The 24,471-nt window shown below is 51.4% G+C and carries 19 protein-coding genes; 4 read left to right on the top strand and 15 right to left on the bottom strand.

Annotated features, from left to right (window positions below; translation table 11 throughout):
• Position 1 precedes the first annotated feature (1 nt).
• Entirely contained in the window at positions 2 to 1,456 is a 1,455-nt protein-coding gene (locus CSR04_RS10230) for an amidohydrolase family protein (RefSeq protein ID WP_102796187.1), read from the bottom strand.
• A 163-nt stretch (positions 1,457 to 1,619) separates the two neighbouring features.
• On the opposite strand from CSR04_RS10230, the gene CSR04_RS10225 reads away from it, so the two are divergent.
• Positions 1,620 to 2,945 (top strand): LysM peptidoglycan-binding domain-containing protein, encoded by a 1,326-nt coding sequence (locus CSR04_RS10225; protein ID WP_245921519.1) that lies wholly within the window; start codon positions 1,620 to 1,622, stop codon positions 2,943 to 2,945.
• Between the two features lie 46 nt (positions 2,946 to 2,991).
• Here CSR04_RS10225 and CSR04_RS10220 read toward each other — a convergent pair whose 3' ends face one another.
• The gene (locus CSR04_RS10220) at positions 2,992 to 4,620 is read right to left on the bottom strand and encodes a polysaccharide deacetylase family protein (protein ID WP_102796186.1); all 1,629 of its coding nucleotides are present in this window, start codon (positions 4,618 to 4,620) and stop codon (positions 2,992 to 2,994) included.
• A 358-nt stretch (positions 4,621 to 4,978) separates the two neighbouring features.
• Here CSR04_RS10220 and CSR04_RS10215 point away from each other — a divergent pair, with 358 nt between their 5' ends.
• On the top strand, positions 4,979 to 6,151 hold the full coding sequence (locus tag CSR04_RS10215; protein WP_102796185.1) for a cellulase family glycosylhydrolase: 1,173 nt from the start codon (positions 4,979 to 4,981) through the stop codon (positions 6,149 to 6,151).
• A gap of 137 nt (positions 6,152 to 6,288) precedes the next feature.
• Here CSR04_RS10215 and CSR04_RS10210 read toward each other — a convergent pair whose 3' ends face one another.
• From CSR04_RS10210 to CSR04_RS10195, 4 genes are read right to left on the bottom strand one after another with little or no spacing between them, the layout of a single operon-like run.
• Positions 6,289 to 6,645, bottom strand: a complete 357-nt coding sequence (locus CSR04_RS10210; RefSeq protein ID WP_102796184.1) for a DUF2867 domain-containing protein — start codon at positions 6,643 to 6,645, stop codon at positions 6,289 to 6,291.
• A 5-nt stretch (positions 6,646 to 6,650) separates the two neighbouring features.
• Positions 6,651 to 7,139 (bottom strand): pyridoxamine 5'-phosphate oxidase family protein, encoded by a 489-nt coding sequence (locus tag CSR04_RS10205; protein WP_146027146.1) that lies wholly within the window; start codon positions 7,137 to 7,139, stop codon positions 6,651 to 6,653.
• A gap of 13 nt (positions 7,140 to 7,152) precedes the next feature.
• Positions 7,153 to 7,608: a hypothetical protein gene (locus CSR04_RS10200; RefSeq protein WP_102796182.1), complete on the bottom strand. Its 456-nt coding sequence runs from the start codon at positions 7,606 to 7,608 to the stop codon at positions 7,153 to 7,155.
• A gap of 32 nt (positions 7,609 to 7,640) precedes the next feature.
• Positions 7,641 to 7,862 carry a hypothetical protein gene (locus CSR04_RS10195; RefSeq protein ID WP_102796181.1) on the bottom strand — a complete coding sequence of 74 codons (222 nt, stop codon included), beginning with the start codon at positions 7,860 to 7,862 and terminating at the stop codon, positions 7,641 to 7,643.
• A 101-nt stretch (positions 7,863 to 7,963) separates the two neighbouring features.
• Between CSR04_RS10195 and CSR04_RS10190 the strand changes: the two genes are divergently transcribed.
• The gene (locus CSR04_RS10190; protein ID WP_102796180.1) at positions 7,964 to 8,485 is read left to right on the top strand and encodes a TetR/AcrR family transcriptional regulator; all 522 of its coding nucleotides are present in this window, start codon (positions 7,964 to 7,966) and stop codon (positions 8,483 to 8,485) included.
• A 6-nt stretch (positions 8,486 to 8,491) separates the two neighbouring features.
• The gene (locus CSR04_RS10185; RefSeq protein WP_102796179.1) at positions 8,492 to 8,905 is read left to right on the top strand and encodes a hypothetical protein; all 414 of its coding nucleotides are present in this window, start codon (positions 8,492 to 8,494) and stop codon (positions 8,903 to 8,905) included.
• On the opposite strand, the gene CSR04_RS10180 is transcribed toward CSR04_RS10185, so the two are convergent.
• The 9 genes from CSR04_RS10180 to CSR04_RS10140 all read right to left on the bottom strand — a co-directional run bounded on the left by CSR04_RS10180 (position 8,902) and on the right by CSR04_RS10140 (position 24,278).
• Positions 8,902 to 9,675, bottom strand: a complete 774-nt coding sequence (locus CSR04_RS10180) for an alpha/beta fold hydrolase (protein ID WP_102796178.1) — start codon at positions 9,673 to 9,675, stop codon at positions 8,902 to 8,904. The genes CSR04_RS10185 and CSR04_RS10180 overlap by 4 nt on opposite strands.
• A gap of 2 nt (positions 9,676 to 9,677) precedes the next feature.
• On the bottom strand, positions 9,678 to 10,955 hold the full coding sequence (locus CSR04_RS10175; RefSeq protein WP_102796177.1) for an O-acetylhomoserine aminocarboxypropyltransferase/cysteine synthase family protein: 1,278 nt from the start codon (positions 10,953 to 10,955) through the stop codon (positions 9,678 to 9,680).
• A 51-nt stretch (positions 10,956 to 11,006) separates the two neighbouring features.
• Positions 11,007 to 12,908 (bottom strand): hypothetical protein, encoded by a 1,902-nt coding sequence (locus CSR04_RS10170; RefSeq protein ID WP_102796176.1) that lies wholly within the window; start codon positions 12,906 to 12,908, stop codon positions 11,007 to 11,009.
• Between the two features lie 213 nt (positions 12,909 to 13,121).
• Entirely contained in the window at positions 13,122 to 13,604 is a 483-nt protein-coding gene (locus CSR04_RS10165) for a cupin domain-containing protein (RefSeq protein ID WP_102796175.1), read from the bottom strand.
• Positions 13,605 to 13,813: 209 nt separating this feature from the next.
• Positions 13,814 to 14,368: a cohesin domain-containing protein gene (locus CSR04_RS10160; RefSeq protein WP_102796174.1), complete on the bottom strand. Its 555-nt coding sequence runs from the start codon at positions 14,366 to 14,368 to the stop codon at positions 13,814 to 13,816.
• Between the two features lie 15 nt (positions 14,369 to 14,383).
• The gene (locus CSR04_RS10155) at positions 14,384 to 18,268 is read right to left on the bottom strand and encodes an ExeM/NucH family extracellular endonuclease (RefSeq protein ID WP_102796173.1); all 3,885 of its coding nucleotides are present in this window, start codon (positions 18,266 to 18,268) and stop codon (positions 14,384 to 14,386) included.
• Positions 18,269 to 18,606: 338 nt separating this feature from the next.
• A complete protein-coding gene (gene iadA / locus CSR04_RS10150; RefSeq protein ID WP_102796172.1) occupies positions 18,607 to 19,779 on the bottom strand; it encodes a beta-aspartyl-peptidase in 1,173 nt (390 codons plus the stop codon).
• Positions 19,776 to 21,272, bottom strand: a complete 1,497-nt coding sequence (gene yfcC / locus CSR04_RS10145) for a putative basic amino acid antiporter YfcC (protein ID WP_102796171.1) — start codon at positions 21,270 to 21,272, stop codon at positions 19,776 to 19,778. Before yfcC ends, iadA begins: the two co-directional genes overlap by 4 nt.
• Before the next feature lie 72 nt (positions 21,273 to 21,344).
• Positions 21,345 to 24,278 carry a TonB-dependent receptor domain-containing protein gene (locus CSR04_RS10140; protein WP_102796170.1) on the bottom strand — a complete coding sequence of 978 codons (2,934 nt, stop codon included), beginning with the start codon at positions 24,276 to 24,278 and terminating at the stop codon, positions 21,345 to 21,347.
• Positions 24,279 to 24,471 lie beyond the last annotated feature (193 nt).

Raw genomic sequence — 24,471 nt, 5'->3', positions numbered from 1 at the left:
GTTATTGCGTAGCGGCCAGACTTTGCCTGTCGATGACTTCGCCGTGCAAAATAATCTTGTCCAGACTGTCGTAGGCCTGGATATTCTCAAGTGGATTGGCATTTAACAATAACAGATTGGCCACCTTGCCTGCTTCAATGCTGCCGTAGTCCTGGCTAAGGCCAAAAGCGCGGGCATTGTTGATGGTCGCGGCGGCAAGAATATCTTTGAGGCTGATCCCCACCTGATGCATATGCTTGAGTTCATTAAAGGTGGACAACCCAGGCTGGGCCACATAGGTGGGCGAAGACGGCGTGTCCGACGCCAGCACCATGGGATGGCCTTTGCCATAAAGGTACTTAATCACCCTTTCGCCTTGCGAAATAGTCTGCTGTTGAATCAGCGCAATCCGCTCTGCCGGTAATCCCTCAAAATCCCTTAACAGTTCCTGTTTAAACCACTGTGCAGGTTCACTGTGATACCAGGTCAGGATATCCGCCGGTACCACCTTGGTGTAGTTGCTATCGGCCAGGGCGTTGGGCAACATAATGTTGGTCAGACCGTCCATCACATTAAAGGTCGCCTGGTACGTCATGCCACTTTGCAAAACCTTATCCAATATCTGACGAATAGCATCGGGTACATCCTGTGCTGCCCGATACTGGTTCCAGTTCCACATACCATGGGCCATGATATCCAAATCCGCATCCACGGCGATTTTTTGCATATCAATGGCGTTAGCATGTGCCATCACCGGCAGATTATATTGTTTGGCGGCCTGCTTCACTCTGGCCAGCAACTCCGCACTGATATTCGGCCAGTCGCTGCGCGTTCCAAAACCGTCTTCAATAAACACTTTTACGCAGCTGGCGCCGTCTTCAGCCATTTTTGCAACCACGGCTTCAGGCGTATGCTCGGCTGGATTTAATCCTGCTGGAATAGGTTGCTGCACATCGGCCTGAATAATCATATAGCTGAATATTTTGCTGGCCTGCTCAGGGCCGGTAAACACCGTAGGGTAACCTCCCAAAATGGGCGTAGCGCCGCAGTGATAAATATCAGGGTGTTGTGGCTGACGCTTAAATGTGGCGAGTTGGGCAGCGGATTGCGAAGGGTCCAGCAATTGGGTTACGCCGAAATACAAGTAGCTACGCGGCTGCTGGATTTCAAACTGTTGCTGCAGGGCCTTAGGCTCACCATCTGGCAACAGGCCCGGCATTTGTGATACATGCACATGGCTGTCCATCAGGCCGGGGATAAGAAACTGATTGCTCGCATCCAGCCTGATTTCGCCTAGCTTTGCCTGAATCGGCGCGGATGACACCTGTGTAACCCTGCCATTTTCCACCCGCACATAAGCAGACGTCAGTGGCTGGTTTCGTTCTGGTGACAATACAGTGGCGTTTTCGATCAGCAACGACTGGGCTGATAGCGTCAGTGGCAAAAGCCCCATAAGGCCTAAAAAGCGATTTAGCATCGGTTGTCCCTTTATTTTTATTTTACTCAATCTTACCCGCGGCCATATTGCCAGCGTTACCAAGCAGTTGTAAGCAGGTATTGCACTTTGACGCTGCCTGTTCTGTTTAACATGACGACCATGCTATAGTCCCGCCTTTGCGATTTTAAAGCGGTAATAGATTTTGTTGTTAATCAAACGCTTAGCTATTTTTATGGGGTCAGGCTGGTTGCTGCTGGGGTGCCAGAGTACAGAAGTACCAGAGGTGCCCGTCAGTGTGAATCAACCTGAGACAGAAATTTATACAGCGCCAGCTGTTGTTGAAAAGCCTGAGCCTGCTCCAGTTGTACTAAGGCCAGAGCAAGTGGACGATGTGTGGCAACGAATCCGTATGCAACTGCAAATGCCGGTGTCGAAACACCCCAAAGTGCGCGAGCGCATAGATTGGTATCTGCAGCACCCCAACTATATGCAGGTGATCAGTGACCGTGCCGCGCCCTTTTTACTCTATATAGTGGAACAGGTAGAAGCGCGCGACCTGCCCCTTGAATTGGCGCTGATCCCTTTATTTGAGAGTGACTTTAATATCAAGGCTTGTTCTGCCGCCCATGCCTGCGGCCTGTGGCAACTGACGCCGCTGCTGGCCAAACATCATGGTATTGATATTGACTGGTGGTATGACGGCCGTTTGGATGTAGTGCAAGCCACGGATGCGGCGCTGAGCTTCTTTGAATACCTGCATGGCCGTTTTGATGGCAACTGGTTACACGCCCTGGCAGCCTATAATGCCGGTGAAGGCAGAGTGGCCAGGGCTATCGAACGTAATAAAGCCAGGGGCAAGTCCACCGACTTTTTTGCCCTGGACTTACCCCAGGAAACCCGCCGCTACGTGCCTAAATTACTGGCCGCCGCGGCCCTGCTAAAACATTCCGAAGACTACGGTATGCACTTCCCCGCCATTGCCAATCAAAAAGCACTGAGTAAAGTGGCCTTAGAGTACCCGCTGGATCTGAGCCTGGTGGCAACCCTGACAGGTATCTCCAATCAGCAATTAACGGCTTTGAATCCTGGTCATAAGCGATTTCCGGCGATGGCCAAGGACGCCAACCATCTGCTGATCCCGGCCGATAAAGAGCGCTTGTTTGCACAGCAACTGGACAACCTGCCGCCCATGCAGAATGTCAACTGGCTGAGGTATAAAATTCAACCGGGTGACAGCCTGAGTGTGATTGCCCAGCGCTACAAACTGGATATCCAGGACATTAAATTCCTGAACCAGTTAAAATCCAATCATATTCGCGCAGGCCGCACCTTGCTGCTGCCAATTCCGGCAGGTAGCAGTAGCCAGACGCTGGCTACCAATGAACTGCAGTATCAGGTGCAAAGCGGCGACAGCTTATGGAAAATAGCCCGCCGTCATGGGGTTAAAACCAACCAGTTAAAAAGCTGGAACAATCTGGATACTGACCACATTGCCCCGGGTAAAATTCTGATAATTTACCCGCAATAACCCGCAACACATCCCCGGCCAGGCCGGGGACAGTTCGCTAAAAGGTTCAGGGAGTCGTTTGCTTAAAGCGTACTTTCAGATTGGCATCCGCATTCACCGGTCCCAGGGTAAAGCTATTGGATGAACCTGGATGTGGTTGGATTATCCCATTGACCTCAACATAGTCCACCTCATAGCCTGAGTCAGGCACAAAGCTGAAAATTTGCGTCTGGCCTTCTTCCACCGCCACAGCTCCGGCAGGCGAAACACTGCCGTAATACTCAATCACTGTACCATTGCATGCTTCAATATGATTCCATGGGCCCCAACTGGCAGCGCCTGGCTCATCACCTTGAGTCCACCATTTGGCTTGCCAGATAGCATTACTGTGAGAGACTCTGCTGCCGCCCACATACACCGATGACGCACCCCAGGCCGGTTCAGTGCATTGATTACCAGGTACTTCGTGAGCAACTACTTCGGCCGACACCTGGTAATACACAGGTCCATTTGGATCTAACGCAACCGGGGTGCGCATCCAGTCCAGTAGTTGGTCATAGCGCACAAACCTGACTTCGGGTTTACTCATGGCATAATCGACAAATTCTGCAATAACTTCCCTACGCATGGCAGCGTCAGGACTGTTGCTGTCATTGTAGTAATCGGTGTGTGCACCAATCATCATCGGTGCCCTGTTACCTGCCAGCCGCACATCCAGGGTATGCTTGAATACCGCCAGCAACTCTTGCTTGTTAAACGGATAGAAATACATCAGGTTATAATCAAAGCCGGTAATCTTGCCGGTATTCACATCAAACCAGGACACTGCCGCCGCGGCTTTGTCACGTAGTGAATAATTGATGCCATACGCCGGTGCACTGGCATCATCAGGAACAATAAAAGGGTAAACGGGGATCTCCCAAAACCCTGGGTAAGTACTGATAGGCTCTGAATTCCCCCAGCCCACTTTCACTTCGTTACCAGGGCTACCAAAGTCCAATGTATATGGCCAATTGTGCTGGCCACCGCTTTGCCCAAACTGCCAGCCTTCTTCGATACTGCTGTCATAAGTGAAGCCCGCTTGCTGCATGGCTTTAAATGTATTGTCGTTAAACTCCAAAAAGGGCGTGCGGAAACCTTTTATCTGGTTAACAGGTACACCTATTCCCGAATTGGGGTTAATCGCCCCTGGCTGTTCATTGGCATCGAAAGGCGCGGTGAGAAATTGCTGACAGTCGTTTATCTGCTGTTGCCAGCCGGCCTCACTGCGGGTGCGCCCGCCAGTGGCATGGGTCATTGTGTGATTGCCAATCTCATGCCCGTCCGTATAGGCTTCGCGCCAGATCTTCTTCACATAGTAGGGACTTTCCACCGTAATGTTGGTGGCATAGCCACATGTCAGGAAAAACGTTACGCGCGCGGGCATACCGTCAAAGGTGCCCGGGTTACCAACGCCGGGCGGGTTGGTACGGTTTTTAAATAGCTCAATCGCCCATTTCATGCCGCCTGTGCCATTGCCGGCGGCAGGATCACCACTAAAGCCGTTATCATCAAAGCCAAATGAGACAAACATCGGGACTTCCTGGGCAATTAAGCCGCCAGGAGGCGCAACAGAGGGGGCAAGTTGATCGGCAGCCTGCAGGTTCGCGCAGATAGCCGCCCCGGCAAACATCAGTCCTTTCAATATCCTGTTCATTATTAATTCCTAAACAATGAGAGTGAAGACAGTGTCAAACGCATGGTTCAAACATGGTTTGATGAACCACACCGTGATTGGTGGATAATTAACCACCACGTGTTATATTTGAACAAGAAACACCTTTTGTAAATGTAATTTACAAATTAATAAAGAGAATGACGGAATGAAAATAACGTTATTAAACATATAGTAACAAATATAAACCGTTGTTTTTAAATGTTACTTTTCAAGTTGCAAATCGATAAGTTTACATATCAATAACACTTGGGATGATAGTCAGCTTTACCCTGAACTGATCTGAATGACACAGATGCCAGGGCTGAATACATGTCCAATATCAGAGGAAGGACTCACTATGTATCGTTACTGTCTTACTTTCATTTTAACCGCACTGCTTTATTCCACCGTTAGCTATGCCAGCCCTTGTACCAGCGATCTATGGCAAGCCCAGACCATTTACCTGGGTGGCGACAAGGCAGTATTCAACGATGTCGAATACCAGGCAGCCTGGTGGACACAGGGGCAGCAACCCGATCCGGACGCCCAATGGGGTGTATGGCGGTTTGTGCAGCAATGTGACACTAGCAATCCCCCAGACCCTGTTGACACTCCAGTACAGCGCCATGGCCAGTTACATGTCTGTGGCAACCAGCTATGTGGTGAAAATAATCAAGTGGTACAGCTGCGAGGCATGAGCACACATGGCTTGCAGTGGTATGGCTGGAATAACTGCGTAACCCCTGCCTCGCTGGATGCCCTCGCTCAGGACTGGCAGGCGGATATCGTCAGAATCTCCCTCTATGTGCAGGAAGGCGGTTATGCCAGCAACCCGGCCGCCTTTACCGCACAGGTGAATACCATTATTGACGAAGTAACGGCCAGAGGAATGTATGCGCTGGTGGACTGGCATCAATTGACGCCGGGCGATCCCAACGCCAATTTACAACTGGCGCAGCAATTTTTCACTGATGTGGTCACTACACATCAGAATAAGATTAATGTGATCTACGATATTGCCAACGAACCCAATAATGTGTCCTGGGCCGCGATTAAATCCTACGCTGAGCAGATGATCCCGCTGATCCGCCAGATAGATGCAGATGCGGTGGTATTGGTAGGTACCCACGGCTGGGCGTCAATGGGGGTGTCTGACGGTGGCTCGCCACAGGATATTATCAACAACCCCATCATGCAGCCCAATATTATGTATGGCTTCCATTTCTATGCGGCTTCGCATCAGCAGGTTTATCGCGATGCGCTGGCTTATGCAGCAGACCATCTGCCGGTATTTGTTACAGAATGGGGTTCACAAACCTATACCGGTGACGGCCAGAATGACTTTGTCATTGCCCAGTTGTACCTGGATTTAATGAAGCAAAAGAAAATCAGTTGGACCAACTGGAATTATTCGGATGATTTCAGAAGTGGTGCTGTATGGAAAACCGGCACCTGTTCCAGTGGCAATTGGACAGTGAATAGCCTCAAGGAAGCCGGAATTTGGGTGCGGGACAAAATCCGCAATCCTTAAAGGCAGGCATAGACTTATCAAAGCATGGAACACAGATTCAATTCATCGTTGCACTGTGTTCCATGCCCACTGAGTGGATGTAACAACCTCATTTTGCGCTGGCCAACTCTGATGCAGCTATGTGATAGGGTAGCAGATCAGGGATTTCTCTGACTGGGCTGGCGGCTGGCCTGCAACAGTACCTCATGAAAACGATTGGCTGCCAGGGTGAAGATCCCCACCCGCTCACCAATCTGATAGTCCGTGTCGATGCGCTGGCTATCCAGTGCACCCAACAGACCTAAGTCTTTCAAACCAAACATGGATACCAGTTTATTGCGCATCCACATCAAGCCATCTATCCAGGCGGGAGTCTGTGCGGCCATTTGTAAAAACAAGCTCAGCGCCGACTGGCCCTGATAAGCAATCATGACACTGTGGCAGTCTGCAAACCAAGACGTTTGCATCTCATCGCGAATCACTGCATCGCTTGGAAGGTTAAGCAAATCTGGCATAGGGGTTACAGCAATCCGTTGGTCATGGCACCAATTCTAACTGGCTCCACGGTATGAAAATGCAGTTCCCTAACCTGACACATGTCTTTCCACATCAGGTCATAGCCCTTAGTAAAAGACATGGCGTTTACCCGTTTAAACCAACGCTGACATTCGTCTTCCGTGGCGTCTCTGCGCTCTCCGGCTATCCCTTTCAGCCTTAACGCCGGCCAGCTGTCAAAACGGCCTTTGAGCAACGATTTCAGCCAAAACCAGCGGCCACTATTTACCGCCAGCACGCAGATATTGGCGTTGTGACTGATATTAATGGGTAGCTGGCGGGTAAACTTTTCAAAGAACAGGCCCTTGCCTGGCTCGGTGAGCATCAATGAGCCTATTGGCGTAACATGGGGTAAGCCGTCCTCCCCTACACTGGCGATGGCATAATGGGAGGACGAGCTGAAACTCTGGGCGAAGATCCGGCGAATCATCGCCCAGTCTTTATGAATATCCATTCTCAAAAAACCTCTATGTTGAGCGCAAGTAAGGCCACTGTTTTATCAGGCCAACACTGTACAAGCAGCCGATCGCCAGACATATAGACGAACTCACCAGCATAAATACCGGTCGTTCTAACACCTGCTCGAAGAACTTATAATCATCCACCACCACAATAAACAGACCATAAAGTCCGCGAAACAAATACACAAAGCTGATTAAACACATCGCCGTACGCAACAGGGGGAGTGGACGAATCCGTCCAGCGGCGCTAAACGCATAGGCTGCCCAAACACCCAATACCGCACTGATAGCCAGGGTTAACAAGGCAGGGTAACTGCTACCCTGCGCCGCCATCTGCGCCATTTGTTCACCTGCACCAAAGAAGCGGTACCAGTCAGGCCCACCCACAATGACCAGCAAATGAGTAATAGCGGCAATCAGGCTGGCGCTACCAGCCGCAATTAACAATTTATTATTCTTCATACTACGCATTCTGCTGCTTACCTCATCGCGACTCAACGCTTAGTTTGTATCAAAGCATTTGTGCGGGATTTTTGTTCTTGAATACAAGCAAGGTATGGCTTTACGCCATCTTTCCAGCCCTGGATCAAAAACAACAACATCAGTCCTCCAGGCACCAATACGGCCTTTAAAACCGGGCCGAGAATATAGCTGTAGAAGAACAGGAAGGGCAGAAACAACACATACCCAAGAATACGAATACAGAAACCCTTCATCACTTAACCTTTAAAAATGAGCGCGCTCATTAATGTATTTTGAGCGCGCTCATTTTTCAACTAGAATATGCAAAACCTGCGGCGCCAGACTGGAAGGAAAGATGGACAAAAAGCAGCAAACCCGTAAGCAAATAATGACTGCAGCCTGGCAACTTTTTGCTGAGCACGGCTATGCACAAACCAGTACCCGGCAGATTGCCAATGCCGCGCAGGTTGCGACCGGAACGATATTCTCTCACTTCCCCACTAAGTTGGATTTATTAAAAGAAGGCCTGCAGGACAAGCTGGATGCCACGCTGGCAAAAGCCGGGGAAACGGATGTAAAAGCTAACCCTAAAGACAGGCTGCAACATTACGCAAGCTATCTATATGATTTTTACCTTGGGCAACGGGAATTCAGCCGCGAATTGTTCAGGGAATTAATCTGGCAGTGGGATGAGCTGGAAGCAGAGCTGGAGGACTTTAAACATAAGTTGTTCTCTCGCACTCAGTATCATGCTATTGCCGCCAACCTGCTGATGGACTGCTACTTTATGACCCTGCTCGACGGCCTGCATGGTCAGCAAACCCAGGAAACCATGCTGACCAATCTGCGTGGCAAGCTGTCCTTAATTAAGCTGTAACCCAGTATGTTAGCCATAGATTTATTTTCCCTACAAAAGCATCAAGACGACTACCATCAGTGGCCCTTATCCTCTTTGCTATATTACCGGGGTAAAAGCCTCGGCATACTGATTCCAGGCTATGTTATCGAGCAGCAGTTTGAGCTAAAGGACTACTACCTGCTATTGCTCAGTTGGGACTGTCCCTTTGAAGAAGGCTGCGAGGTGATAGTGTTAAGTAAACAGCTAAAAGTGGTTGGCAAGTACAGCTTTACCCCTTTTCTGAACAGCTATGTGCTGAGCAGTATCAGGGAAACCGCAACAAACCACTTCCAACTGGTGTTTAAGACAGAATGTTTTTCACTGCGCATCGACTACCCAAAAGCTCACTGGTTTAGCCGTATTATCAGAGTCGAAAAAATCTCTACCGACGTAGGTTAAGTAAGCAAAAAACGTTTTACTACCGGTCCCACTATGTCTGGCGCTTCCTGATGCACGGCATGGCTGGCAAAGGGGACATTGCACAAATCGCTGTGCTGCAACCGCTCTGCCAACGCACAGGCTTCATGCAGCGAAAACAAAAAGTCCTTGTCGCCGCGGATCTGCAATACCGGACAGCGTACCTGCTCCACCAATTTATTGGGGTAACCGGATTCAGCACTATCCAGCCAGACCTCCTTGACCCTGTCGACCAGCAAATCAAAGTCAGGCTCTGGGTTAGCGCTTTGGTACCAGGTTACATCGCCTGCGAAGCGTTGACGCCAGAAATTCGCGGTTAAGCCCTTAAGGATCTCAATTGACGGATCGTCTGGCAAAAGCCGCCACTGCGCGCCGATAGCAATTAATCGCGCGACCCTGCCGGGATGGCTTGCAGCCAGACGATAGGCCACAATACCGCCGTCACTGAAGCCCAGCACGGAATATTGCTCAACACCCAGGTGGTTGAGTAAGGCTTCGGCATCCTGTTGATAACGGGCATAGCTCAGCGGTTGTTGCCCCAAGGTGGAACGACCATGGCCGCGAAAGTCCATGCTGATCAGTTGGTAGTCCTCGGCAACATGGGCCTGCAGGCAGGCCATTTCCCGGCTGGATCCCAAACCACCGTGCAATATCAGCAAGGCTTTCCCCTGCGGGTTGCCTGCCAGCTCATAATAAATCCGGCTGCTATCAACCTCCAAATAACGGCCAGACGGATTCTGCGCACAACTCACTGCTATTTACCTACCGCATCCAGCGCCTGAGCCACATCAGCAATAATATCGTCGATATGCTCGATACCTACCGAGATACGGATAAGATCGGCACTGACGCCGGCTTTTTTCAGTTCCTCGTCATTTAACTGGCGATGGGTGGTAGAGGCTGGATGACAGGCCAGAGATTTGGCATCGCCAATATTGACCAGGCGCAGGATCATTTGCAGTGCATCGATAAAACGCCCGCCCGCTTCTTTCCCGCCTTTGATACCAAAGCTCAGAATGCCGGAGGCTTTACCACCGGTGATTTTCTGACAGCTTGCCTGATAGGGGCTGTCAGCTAAACCGGCATAGTTCACCCAGGACACCTGTGGATGATCAGACAGATAGCGCGCCAGTTGCAGGGCGTTGTCACAATGACGATCCATACGCAGGCCCAGGGTTTCCAGCCCCTGCAGGATTTGGAAGGCATTGAAAGGCGAAATGGCCGCACCGGTATTACGCAGCGGCACCACACGACAGCGACCAATATAAGCCGCCGGTCCCAGCGCTTCGGTATACACCACACCGTGATAAGAAGGATCGGGTTCGTTTAATAGAGGGAAACGCGCCTTATTGGCTGCCCAGTCAAACTGACCAGAATCGACAATAATACCGCCCACGGCCACACCGTGCCCGCCAATGTACTTGGTCAGAGAATGCACCACAATAGCGGCTCCCTGCTCAATAGGACGGCACAAATAAGGCGTGGCCACGGTGTTGTCCACAATCAGCGGTACGCCATGACGAAGGCCGATTTCAGCCAGTTTCTGTATGTCCACCACGTTACCGGCCGGGTTACCGATAGACTCACAAAACAGCGCTTTGGTGTTTTCGTCAATGGCGTCTTCGAAAGCCTGGTAGTCGTCGTGAGAGCACATACGTACTTCGATACCCTGACGCGGGAAGGTATGGGCAAACAGATTGTAGGTGCCACCGTAGAGTTGGCTGGTGCTGACAATATTGCTGCCCACCTCACACAAACACTGAATCGCATAAGTAATCGCCGCCATGCCTGAGGCCAGGGCTAAACCACCAATGCCCCCTTCCATGACTGCCACACGCTGTTCCAGCACGGCCGTGGTCGGATTCATAATGCGGGTATAAATATTGCCCTGTACTTTTAAGTCAAACAGATCCGCACCATGCTGAGTACTGTCAAAGGTATAAGAGGTGGTCTGATAAATAGGTACGGCAGCCGCCTTGGTGGTGGCTTCAGATTCATAGCCATGGTGCAAGGCCAGGGATTCCAGCTTCATGCATCAACTCCTTGTCGGTTATATATAAACAAAGGGCGACATAGCGCCCTGTTAAGATTTTGGTTGGTCCAGGCTGTCATCGGCCGCGGACGGGTCTTCTTCGATACGTCTGAACGCCCCGGCTTCTTCCAGCTTTTGTTGCTTATCGGTATCCAACATCGGGGCGCGAGACGCCTGATTAACCTGGAAAATCGTTTCGGCGTTATGCAGATCTTTTTCATTGGTAATCGATGCGATAGCCTCGCGACCGCGCAGAAAGCCTTTGATTTCTTTGACGATGGTGTCCAGCTCGTCGGTATTTTTTGACAGGCTGAGTACATAACGGGGCATTTCCAGATTACGGGTGCCGCTGGTAGCAAAAGTAGAGGTGGTGATTCTGGAGGTTATGATCCAGGGGGTAATGGAGCTGCGCACCACCACGTTCTCTGAGCGGGTGGAATCATGTATGGCCATACCGGTAGAAATTTTGCTCTCTGTATAAGTGCCTTCGGTTTTCATCCACATCAGCAGGCTGGAAAACTGCATTTCCGACCAGAATAAATGCGTGCCTCGCTCCAGAATACGCCCTCCGGCCAGCACCGTTTGCCAACTGAAGAACAGCACCAGCAGCGATGACGCCAGCGGGCCAAACTCCGCCAGCACCGCCATCATTTGGCTGTCGGCCAGCCTGTCCAGATTGGTCAAACGTTCGCTGGCAAAGGCGTAAACCTCGTAAGCACTGCCAATCATAAAGTAGAACAGCAGGGCTGCCACGACAACCAGGGCCTGCCCAACCAGAGTGGACAGCATGCGAAACTGCTTAAATACATTGCTGTATTCCATTTCATGCACTTCGGGCTGTGTTTCAATTAACAACTGGCCGCGAAAGTTGCCCTTACCCTGGCTTTGTTCCTGCAGTACAGGCTCAAAGCCCTGATAAATGCGATTGGGAATTTCCTTGTAGCGGCGATTGGCCAGCACTATATTTTCGATATTGATAAAAATCTCATTGGGATGCACCGACTCCTGCAGATTCTCACGAAATTCCGCCACTTCGGTCTTGGGCTGAGCCAGAGTGAAGCGTTCGCGGATCATCATGGCTGATGCGGCAATCACCGCCAGACTGATAACAAACAGCAAAGCCAGATTACCCCAGGCGCTAAACACCAGCACATTGTCAAACCACAGCGCCAGTTCTTGGCGGGTTGCCTCACTAAACTGGGCATACAAATAACCCAGCGCTACAGGTATCACTATGGCAATCACCAGCAATTTAGCGATACCGGCGGCATTTTTACTGTGCAACTGACGGTTGCGAGCCGATACCAGTGAAGAGGCCATGGCCCGCCAGGCCATAATCAGATACAGCAGCAGCATCACCGACAATATGGGTGTGATCATCGTCCCGGCATCCCCCACCAGACCAGACACTGAAACAAAGTAGGCAACGGCAAACACCACCAGTGCCATCACTGATGTCACCACCAGACTGCCCAGTTCCTGAACAAAATTACGAATCGGGTAAGGGGTGAAAATCAACCTGGGCAACAGGGTATGAATGAGTCTGGCCGTCCAGCCTATCGGCTCCTTAAAGGTGGAGTTCTTTCGTCCCATCAGCATGGATTCCAACTCTTCTGCCTGGTATTCGGTCACTGCTTCTTCCTGTTGCGCATTTTCCCGTTCACTGGGATTAAAATTTTGCGCCAGAGAAGTGGGCACCGAGCGCCCGACAAAATACTTAAACATCTGGAATAAGCCGATGCCAGACTGTTGCAGCCCCCAAATCAGCAGTATCAAGCCAAGACCCGCATTAACCCAGGCCTTAACCATGTCCTGCTTAAGGGCCTCGCTAATGCCGAGCAGCGGTACCACCGCCAGTGCACAGATAAGCACACCGCCCATCAGTTTAACGAAGCCTTCGAATTTAAAGGGGTTTTTAATCCCCAGTGTGTTGGCGCCAAAATCGTATGCCATAACCCAGTCTCTTGGTAATGGGTCGGAGTGTCTCCGACGCCCTGTTTAGTCCCTGCTACACTTCATCCGCAGCCAGCCCCAGACAGTACCCAGTTAGGGCTTTGATATCAATAGCTTGGCATAGCTTAAATACGCGAGCATGCGAAACTCGCGGGCTAACCGATAGATCTGCCAATGATGTCACCGCAACATTTGCCAGATAGCAGCCTAAGGCTAAATTTTGCGCCCGGCCTGCGGATGAACAATAGCCTCAATATCCACCAGATCCCAGAATTGGCCCTGATTGCGATAAATGCGCTTTTGTTTATCCGGATAATCCGCCATATCGTGTTCACGGCGTTCCCCCACCACAATGCAGCGGAGCATGTCATTGCCATTGTTGTGCAGACTGTGCGCCAGGCCGCCTTTGCAGTAGCCAATAAAATCACCGGGGCCAATGTCATGATATTGCTCACCAATTCTGGCAATACCTTGCCCCTGAAGGACATAAACACATTCATCCTCGTAATAGTGATTATGGTATTCCGTGGAATCACGACCAGGTGCAATTTCGATCAGATGAAAACCAAAACCAGTGAGACCCGTTAAATCGCCCAGGGATTTATTGGTGCGAACCGCATTGGCATTCAGAAAATGTACCTTTTGCAAACCTTCAAAGGCTTCGATATCGGCTTTGCGCAACAAATACTTGTGCATAGAACTTCCTTAATGCTGCTTGGTATTAGAGCACTAGTCTATGCCTGCCTTTCTGCGTCACGCAAGCCTTCGCCGACAAGTGCACCATGCGGCAATAAGATTCTCACCCAAAGATGAAAGGCGTGCAGAAAATCTGCGACTCCATAGAAAAAAGCCCCGCAAAGCGGGGCTTGGACAGACTGCCAAGGGCATGGCAGTTAGGACCAGGTTCAGGCGCGGCGACGGGCGCCCATTAAGCCAAACAAAGCCAAAGCGGCCAGTGCCAAAGAGCCAGGCTCAGGCACGGCATTGGCATCAGTCACATTAACGGTCAGGCCGTTAAAATCCACGTTCAGGGGCGTGAAGTTCGCGTCCGAGAATGATGCCGTCAGGCTGTCAAACATCAGGCTGAACTGACCGGCAGTCTGGGCCACAAAACTGACGCTGGCCAGCAGCGCATTACCCATACCGACCGCTTGTGGCGTAAAAAGATCATCAAAAGCGGTAAATGCCAGAGTCAGCCCAGAGGCGCTGAAGTTCTCATTTAAAAACCAATTCATTCCCGTGTTCAGGTCTGTGCCGGTCAAAGAGCCGCCGGTCAGGGCCGTGGTATCGAACAGCAGGTCAAAGTCAAAGGCACTAACTTCGGCAAAGTCGCTACCGATGATATTCAGTGTGACTGTATCCCCTACCTGATAACTTGTCTGGTCAGTGCTAAGGCTCAGTACGGCGGCCTGGCTATTGGCGGCCAGTAACAGGCCAATTAACGCGATAATTTTTTTCATGATTTTCTCCTTAAATTATTCAGTGGCACAGCCAGTGCGAGTGCACAGACGGCTCATCATTTGTACGTCACGGGTATTCACTACACCGTCTTCATTCAGGTCAAAGGCCATATCAATTTCCTGTCTGCTGGCGATGGCACGCATCAGGGCGCTGATGTCGTTGCGATCCACATCGCCATCACCATCAAAGTCGCCGGTCACAGCCACACCTTGCAGATTAAAGCTAACCAGCACCGGATCGTGGTCAGACACACGATAGGGGTTGGCTGCATAGAACTGCGGATGGTTGTACTGGGTATCGTAATCCAGGGCACGGGGTTCATCGGCATTGATATGCCATTCGGTGACCCCCTGCACTTGTGCCGCCAATACATCGCTGGCGATAGCATGGTCCAGATACCCCATCTCACCGCCAAAGGCGTAAGAATAGGCTTGTGCACCCACATGGGTTTCAACCAGGTTGGTAAAGCCATTGCCTGTAAAGGCACGAATCGGGTCTTCCTTGGCATAGGCGTTCAAGTCACCAATCACCAATTGATTGTCGTTACTGCTTAACTCGGCATCGGTGGCTAACCAATTGATCAGCGCCTGAGCCTGAGCGACACGGGTAGCGTTGTAACAGCTTTGACCATCGCCCTGGTCACTATCGGCACCACTGGCACCGCCACAGCCCTTGGACTTGAAGTGATTCACTACCACAGTCAGCTCTGCGCCATTGTCTGTGGCCGCAAAACGCTGTGCCAGAGGCGGACGGCTGAATACACTTTGGTTGTTGATACGGCTGGCACCTTGCAGGCTGACCGCCTGAGGTTTATACAACAAACCTACCGCAATCTCGTCTGTACCGATTTTGCTGACACCGGGATTTACGTAGGCATAGCGCTCTTCACCCAGATGTTGGTTAAGGGCCTCGGTTAACTGGGCGATAGCGCTGAGCTCACCGTAACCGTCGTTTTCAATCTCCATCAGACCGACAATATCGGCATCCATGGCTGCCAGCGCCAAGACCAGTTTGTCCAGTTGACGTTGATACTCGTTCAGATCATCAGCGCCCCGTGCGGTTGGGAATCCGCCGCCCTGGCCATTACCGTTGAAGAAGTTCAGCACGTTCAGGCTGGCTACCGTGACGTTACCGCGGCTCAGCTCAGGTGCCGGTGTTCTGGCATTGCTCTGTACAAAGGTAGGTGCCTCGGCAGGAATAATGCGATAAGCACTGAAGCTGTAGTCCAGGTTTCCTAACAATGCAGTGACAGTGTCGCCGGTACGCAAAGTATTATTGGCAGACAGATTACCTGTTGGATAAACCACAGGATCCGGGTTCTGAGCACTGATAGTGTCGTCCAGAATAATGCTGTTTAAACGGTTACGCTCGGCCAGGGCAATTGCTTCAGGGGAGCCTGGTACATGCACATTGGTGGGAATGTAGTTACGGCCATTGCCCAGCCCCACATCGCCGTAGCGACCCAGATTATAGTTGTCGGTAACACTCAGAACATGGCTGAAATTTACCAACATACCTTCCAGGGATTCTGGTACACCGGCATGCTCAAACGGCAAGCTGATGGTGACAGGTTCAACCGCTGCCGAGCCACAAGTTAATGGCTGGCCTTCTGCCGTAAGTTGCGTCTTAGTAAAATATTCAGTGACTTTACCTTTAACCCTGACCACGTCACCCACTGCAGGCAAATTGCTGTCGCTGCCCTGATAAACAAAAATCCCTTCAGAGCTGTTGGCATCGTTGTCCCACTGACTACGCTCTTCCTGCACAAAGTAACCACGCAGATTGGCCACAGAATTGGTCACCACGCCTTCGATAACTTTGCTTTGGTCCTGCACAGGTGAGGCCGCACCATTACCCTGAATGGCACTGATCAAGGTGGCTTCATCACCACATTGGCCCAGTTCAGCATCCGGATCACCACCAGGATCGCCACCTGTATCACCATTATGGCTACCCAGATTGGTGAATACATTGGTGCCCAGGCTGATCCACTCCTGGTTGTAATCAAAGGCATCCGAGGAATCGGTATCGCCACTGATAATCTCAGGCTTGCGCACCAGTGTCACATCAACTGCGAAGTTATTGCTGTTACCCACTTGGCCAAAGCTGTCAACCAGTTCACCATTCTTGCGCAGTTCCAGTACGTCATTACCGTTAAAGAAGGTCACTGATGCGGTGGTATCGGCCACTGCCAGAATATCCGCATTGGAGCCGGAGTTGGCAATCACATAAACACCACCAGATGGCAGTGTGCCCTGCAGATCCAGGCGGTTGCCGGCCGAGGTAGAGCCATTGGCATACAGCAGTACCTGGTAACCTGACAGATTCAGGCTGGCACCTGTGGCATTGAATAGCTCAATGGCCTTGTTATTACCACCCGCCCCTTCAATGTATTCGGAGAAAATCAGACTGGCGTCACCCGGCTCCTGCGGCTCACCACCGTTGTCACCACCGCCATTGTCGTTGCCGTCGCAATCGTTGGCTTCATACAGCACGTCCACCCACTCGGGGTGATCGATAAAGGGATTCCTGTTGCCCTGGAACTCATAGATGGCGTCATTGCGCATTTGCTCTGTGCTGTCTACCGGATCAGCATTGTGCCATTCAATCAGACGGCATAGTTTGCCAAGTGCCGCTTCACCAGGCCCGGTCAGGCGGTCCACCAGTTGTAAATCAGGTGTTGTGTCGGCACCTTCATAACGGGTATCCATATAGAACATCATTCGGGCCACATCGCCTTTCACCGCATCGCGGGGCTCAAATGAATCACTGTCAATTCGGTTTTGTGGAGCTTCACTTAAGGGGGCATCGCTGTCATCAAAGTCCAGATTGCCGCGGGATGAATTGACGGAAATGTCGCTGGGGCGCAAATGATGGATATCGGTATAGGCTTCAAACGACTGGCTGCCAAAACCGTGGCTGTTAGGCCAGACGTGTTCACGGTTCCAGTTGTCAGGGTTACTACTCTGGCTGCCGCTGCCATTGCTGGATTTGGCAATGGACGTGCCTTTGTAAATCAAGGTCACATTATCGCTGTTCTGCGGGTCTTGATCGGTTGCCGTCAGGGCTGTCCAGACTTCGCCGTAGCTCAGGACATGATGATTGGCACTGATGGTGTCGCTTAGTACCGCTTTGACTTGTCCGGCACCGGCATTATTGTTTAGCGCTGTGAACACTTGTGCATAGTACTGGCCGTCACTGAATTGACTGGCATCAGCAATCTTATCCAGGTCCGGGCAGTTAAAACATACGCTGCCATCAATACCATCGTCGTTACCGCCGTTGTTGCCGCCGTCACCCGGATCGGTCTGCGGGCCGTAAGATTTAGCCGGGAAAGGCGCACCGGCTGTGGCATTACTGCTGGTACCGTCCAGGGCATTGGTACCACTGAAAGTCCAACTGGACAGATTGAAATTTGTGCCATCCGGACCTGTGTTGGCGCTACGGTAAGCCCAACCGTCCAGATAATCCCATGCTTGTCCGGTGCCATCTACGCTTGGGTCGCCAAAGGTATCCACCACGACGTTGTCACAGAACACCTCAATGGCATCATCACCATTGATAGACGCTGCGCCTGAGGTGAAATCCGGTGCAAAGCCGAAGAAACTGGTAAAGCCTGAGGTTTCAGACGCGACATACAGGAAGGTTCCGGCGCTTACCGACTGAGCGGGGAAGGTAAACTCTTCGCCGTCGGTGCCGCCACCGTTATTGGCAAACCCCACACCACACTGGCTAAGGTCGGCAATATCTTTGGCCACATAAAGCTCTACGGCCTTGGGAATGCCACCGGACAGAGGGCCATCTATCACGCCGGTGAGTACCAGGGAATCAGCGGGGGCGGCAGTTGCCTGCATCGACGCCAGAATGGCGACTGACAACAGAGTCAGTTTTGTTTTCATCGTCTTTCCTTTCAAAGTGTGTTGCATTGAAGCATCCAAATGAACCCGCAGTGGATTCGGCTGTCGGAAACGTATTCAATTTTGTGCTTTGGTATAAAAACAGGAAGACGTCATAAAAATTCATAACTTCTTGTACATATATATTAAAAATCAAAAGGTTACACTTATTAAGTAAAATTACTTAAAGGGATAAGTAAGGCTGAAGGGTTCAGGATGATTAACAATTCTGCAAAGATTGTAGAAATTTATCAGGATTTGTCACCGGTGACAGTTTAATGACAGCTTTGCAAGGACAGGCAGGAAATGTGACATGCCGATGTACCGGCATGTCATGTTAGTTATTCAAAGGTACCTTTAACCAGGGGGACACCTTCCGCCACCATCTGTCGCCCTTTGGCATATACACTGTCGATAGCCAGGGTATCGTCATCGACTAGCAGCAGATCGGCATCTGCGCCTGAGGCAATCCGGCCTTTGCCAGTCAATCCCAGGATCCGTGCCGGGGTTAGCGTGACCGAAGTAAGGGCTTGGGGCAGGGGCACAGCATATTGCTGAACGGCTTCCAGCATCGCCTTATATAAACTGGCAACCTGCCCGACTTCCAACCCAATCAAACGGCCTTGGCTATCAAACAGGGGTAAACTGGCATTACCGTCCGAACTCATGGTTAACTGGCTGACCGGCACGCCCCGCTGCAAACACATGGCCAACGCTTTGGCGGCCGGAATTTCCCCTTCGGCAAGAAACTGTGCATTGGTACTGGTGGTCATATCCACAAAGCCGCCCTGCGCAGCCCAGGCCATGCCCGCCTCTAATAAATCCAGATTGCGATTAATATGGGTGGGATAAAACTGTGACGCCGGAATATCTGACTCTCTGACAACCTGTTCCAATAGCGCCAACCGGCTGGCTCCCTCTCCCACATGAATACTGACAATACCGGCCTTACCACTGAGCATACCGCCAATTCTGGCCTCAGAGGCAAGACGCATCAGTTCCCTGGCGCTAGGCTGTGATGAGCGGTGATCGGCGATAGCTACCTCGCCAATACCAATAAACTTGTCAATCAGCACAATATCGTCGGTGATATTGCCCGTGATAGTTCGTGCCGGTATCTGATAAGAGCCGGTGTAACAGTACACGCTCAAACCTTCAGTGCAAAGTGCGCCGGCTTTGGCAAGCAAATCGGTCAGGGTACGGGTGGTGGCATCGGTACCAAGCGCACCAATCAGGGTTGTCACACCGCCCAGGGTGGCATCGGTCAGGTTCATCTGCGGGGTTCGGGTATGAAATCCACCTTCCCCACCACCACCAGTAATGTGCACCAGGCTGTCCACCAGTCCCGGCAACAGTAGTTTGCCGCTGCCATCGACGACATGAAGTGCGTCGCCTGCAACATCAAGGTGATGACCCACCGCCAGAATCTGCTGGCCAGCAAAAAGTACGTCTTGTCTGCCCATATCTTGTGGGGCAAACACATGGGCATTCTTAATTAGGGTTAAATTGTTCATTGATATCCTATCGTTACTGCAATCAACATAGCTGACGCGGCCATGGCCATCAGCGCCAGCATGGGTTTCCAGGCAAAGCGTGCCCATACCGCCCAGTCAATTCTGGCCACGCCAAGGCAACCAATCAGGGAGGCCGAGGTGGGAATAATGATATTGGTCAGCCCGTCACCTAACTGAAATGCCAGTACTGCCGTTTGCCTTGATACGCCGACTAAATCAGACAGTGGCGCCATTAGTGGCATCGTCAGGGCCGCCTGGCCCGAGCCCGAGGCTATAAAGAAGTTAAACAACGACTGAAAGCCCAGCATAAACAGCGCGGAAACGCTTTCAGATACGCTGGACATGCCGCTGCCAACATAGTGCAACAGCGTGTTCAGCACCGAGGGGGTGGTGGCATTATCGCCACCAAGAATCAGCACAATGCCCTTGGCCATGCCAACAATCAGGGCGGCAGGCAGCAGATCTTTGGCGCCTTGCTGAAACGCCTGAGAGGCCTGATTCAGTGTCATGCGCCCGGCCAGCACCGCAATAAACGCTGCGGCAATACCCATGGCAAAAAACTGACTTGCAATCTGCGGAATATAATATTGATGGAAAGTAACGCCCCACAATACCCATAGAATCCCGGCCAGCAGGCTCAGCAGTATAGCTGCATCGGCCTTACTGAAATGATTGCTTAGCTGCGCTTGCTGCTGGGCACGGAAATAGTTGTCTGCGCTTTGACTGAGACTGGCTGCAGGGTTAGCCTTCACCCTCGCGGCATAGCGCAACGTAAACAACATACCGCATAAGGTAAACACCGCCCACAGGATCATCCGGTAACCACTGCCAGACATCAGCGGTACATCGGCAATACCCTGCGCAATCGCTACACTAAAGGGGTTCATCCAGGAGGTGGCAAAGCCAATTTGCGTGGCAATATAGGTAATAAGCACGGCGGTAATGGCGTTATAGCCCATGGCAATCACCAGCGGGGTCAGCACAATACAAAAGGCGATAGCCTCTTCGCCCATACCAAATACGGCGCCGCCCAGGGAAAACAGTAAAAACATCATCGGCAGGATCAGCCTGTCGGCGCGTCTGGTACGGTTGATCAGGGCGAGGATGCCGTTATTCACCGCGCCGGTTTGCATAATGATGCCAAAGGCGCCACCCACAATCAGAATAAAGGCCACCACCCCGACAGCAGCCCCCCATTTATCCCCCGACACCATGCCTTCAAAGGCATAATTCAAAAAGCCCTGGCTGCCCTTTGCATCAAACAGCCCGGCCTGCCCCTGCGAATCTTGAGCAAAGCGAAAACTGTCCGGCCTGATAAGCTGGCGAACCTGAGTTTGGCCATTGATGTTTTGCGTCACTTCTTCTAATTCAAAGTAGCCAGCAGGCAGCAGATGAGTCAGTAAAGTGGCCAGGGCCACCACAAAAAACAGGATGACAAAGGCATCCGGCATGCGACTGGAAAGCCCCTTGGCTTGATCGTTATCTTGTTGCATAGCATATCCCGGCCGTAAACGTTGGCCTGATAAGTGAAGAATTTTGGGGAAGCAACCCTCCCCACACTAAACCTAGAAACGGTAGGCTAACGATACCTTGTAAAGGGTGCCGTAGGCATTATGATTAATCGAATCAAAGCCTCTGGCCGAGCCATAAGCTTTGGGTGGTTCACGGTCAAACAAATTGTCTACCGACAGGCTGATACTGGCGTTATCAAACTCATAACCTAAGGTTGCCCTGACTGTGGTCCAGGCACTGACATCGCGCTTGCCATCGGCGTCTAACTCGCCCAAGGCGTCCAGTTCATCCAGTTCCCGGCCCCGCAAGCGTTCGATATCATCCTCATAAGCGCCTGTGTAGTAAGCCGTCAGACCTGCGTACCAGTTATCCTGATCCCAGAATACACGTGCGGTAGCGATATTCTTTGGATAACGCCAGGTACCAGCCAGCTCTTCAATATCATCCGAGCCCGGTTTATTGCGTTCATAACTGATGTAATGGGTGGCATCCAGGCTGAAGCTCAATGCACCGGATGCAAATTCGAGGCGATGGTCAAAGGTCAAATCCAGTCCGGACACGGTTTGCGTACCGGTATTTTCCAGCAGCAGTACATGGTCGCGATACAGTTCCAACTCGGCATAGCGTGGGTCGGCATAATCCACCCAGGCATCCAGTATTTCACTGAGGTTCGCCCCCTGCTGTTCAATGGTCAGGCCCTGACTGTCGGTTACATCACACATTTGTGGATCGTAGGAAATCCCCATTTGTCCTTCCGGCACCAGGCCGCAATGACGCAGCGATGCATCAGTGATGGCACGATTCAGTACCCCTGTCATATCCGTGTCCACCAGCTTCTCGTGATCAAAGCGCCAATAGTCCAGTGTCAGACTGGTATTGCGGGTGGGGCTATAGCCGAACCCCAGGCTTAGCGATTCAGACTCTTCGGCCTGCAATTTTGGATTCCCCAATTCCAGTACATTATGACCACGCAAATCCCCAAAGCCTTCACAATAAAGGTCGGCCACCGCCTGGTTCGCCGAGCAATCAAAGGATGCACGGGTGGTGCGCAGTTTCACCCCCGCCTGAGTGAGTGAAGGTGCCCGGAAAGACGTTGCCCAGGATGCCCGCAGCACCCAGTCTTCGCCCGGCCGGTAGGTTAGCGCTACTTTTGGATTAAGGTCGCCACCAAAATCATCATAATGGTCATAACGACCCGCCAGTTGCATTTCCAGTTGCTCCGTTAACGGGATATGTAACTCAGCAAAAGCGCCCCATTGGGTTCTTTTCGCCTCGGATAAACTGGAACCAAAACCAAACACATCCACCAGATAACCGTTATCGAATCGGGCCCTGGCATTCTGCGACGGTACATCGGTAATTTCTTCCTGCCGCACCTCCACGCCAAAAGCCGAACGAATCATATCGTCGTTAAATTCAACCAGGTCGCCGGAGAAACGCAGATCCCAGCCATAAACCCGACTTTCGCCTTTGCGGGTAGGCTGTTCCTGAGCTGTGGCCAATATGCTGTCATTGCTGGCATCACCACTTAGAAACGGGTTATAAAGGCCAAGCAAATCGCCGCTGTTACAGTTTAGGTTTTCCCCATCGTAACTGGCCAGGCTGCCATCTGAGCAAAGCTCACCGGCCAGGGCTGCATGATATTCGTACCGGTTATACACACCCGCTACCGCCACCTGATCAGACTCAGATTCTGACAGCGTCAGGGCCGATTCCCAGTCCCAACGTCCAAGGGTGCCAGACAAACTTGTTACCAGGCGAAACGCATTGCTTTCAATCTCCACGGTCCGGGGGGTGGCAAAGCGCCCATCGAACATAAAGCCCCAGATTTCACGGCCAGCTTGGGTATCAAAACGCTGAAAATAAATGTCATCCATAAGCTGGTTGCGAATGGCATCAGGAAAAATATCAATGGCGGTTTCTTCAGTAAAAGGCCCTTCAGAATCATCAATTCTGTTAATAGGCGATGGGCTGGAATAAGACGTGGACTTGGTGCGGGTATAAAAGAAGTCGGTTTTCCAATCCAGTCCGCCCAGACTCTTTTGATAGGTGAAACCTGCAGACAGGCTTTCCAGCGGCGTTTCCAGCCAGTCATCTTCGTTACCATAATAGGCACAAATGTCTTCACCGAATTCTGTCTTCACCAAAGGGGTGGCGCAATTCGGATTGGCAATTTCCAGATAATTGCCGTCGGCATCCGTCACATTGGATGAGTTGTAGTAGATATTCGGGGTTTTAGACAAATAGGAATAGCTGCTTTGCAGCACTGGCATTCGAGTTGACTGTCGGTCGGTGGCTCTAAAATCCTTGCGGTCATAATAGTCCATAAACAGCATCAAATCGCCGCCGGCCAGCTTGTCGCCCCAAATGATATTCAGGTTCAAGCTACCTTCATCAGTACTGGCAGTACTATTACCGTAAACGGCATTGAACTCTGCCCCCTGAAAATCTTTTTTAAGGATGTAGTTAATCACCCCGGCCACCGCATCAGCACCATAGGTTGCAGAAGCGCCGGTTGCCAATACCTCGATGCGTTCGATAGCCGCCAGGGGAATGCTGTTGATATCGACGAAGTTCTGCGTACCAGAAGCAAAAGAACTGGCCGCAATACGCCGACCATTAATCAGTGTCAGGGTGGCAGAAGGCCCTAAGCCACGCAGTGAAGCGGCAGCTTGTCCAGCGGGGGTCGAGGTTGACGTCGCACCACTTTGTGAGGTGGAAAAAGATCCTTCGCCGCCACGGGTCTGAGTCAAGGTACTCATCAACTCAAACACCGTGGTGGCGCCGGATTTGCGAATATCCTCGGCGCTGATAATGGTCAGTGGCTGCGCCCCTTCCATATCCACCCCTTTGATGTGAGTACCTGTGACCTGAATTTTCTCCAGATCACTTCCATCCTGCAGGGTTGGCAGATTACTGGCCTGCTGAGCCAGTGCATAACCCGAAAAGCTGAAGGCCAGCGCCATGGTTAATTTGCTGAATTTCATGTTCGAATACCTGTCGCATACCGGGCGCATGAACGCCTCAAGGGCAGTCCAGTGCGACCAGAAATTAATCGTTATGTTTTAAATGCAGATGCAGTGCTGCCTGAAGCAACACTCAGCGATAACGCGAAAGGCAGTTTCTACTCGTCAAACCACTCTGACAGGTAGAAGCTCTTGTAATAGTAGGTGGTCAGGT

The sequence above is a fragment of the Bowmanella denitrificans genome, assembly GCF_002887595.1.
Classification (GTDB): domain Bacteria; phylum Pseudomonadota; class Gammaproteobacteria; order Enterobacterales; family Alteromonadaceae; genus Bowmanella; species Bowmanella denitrificans.
This window is presented reverse-complemented; position numbering and strand designations above follow the sequence as displayed.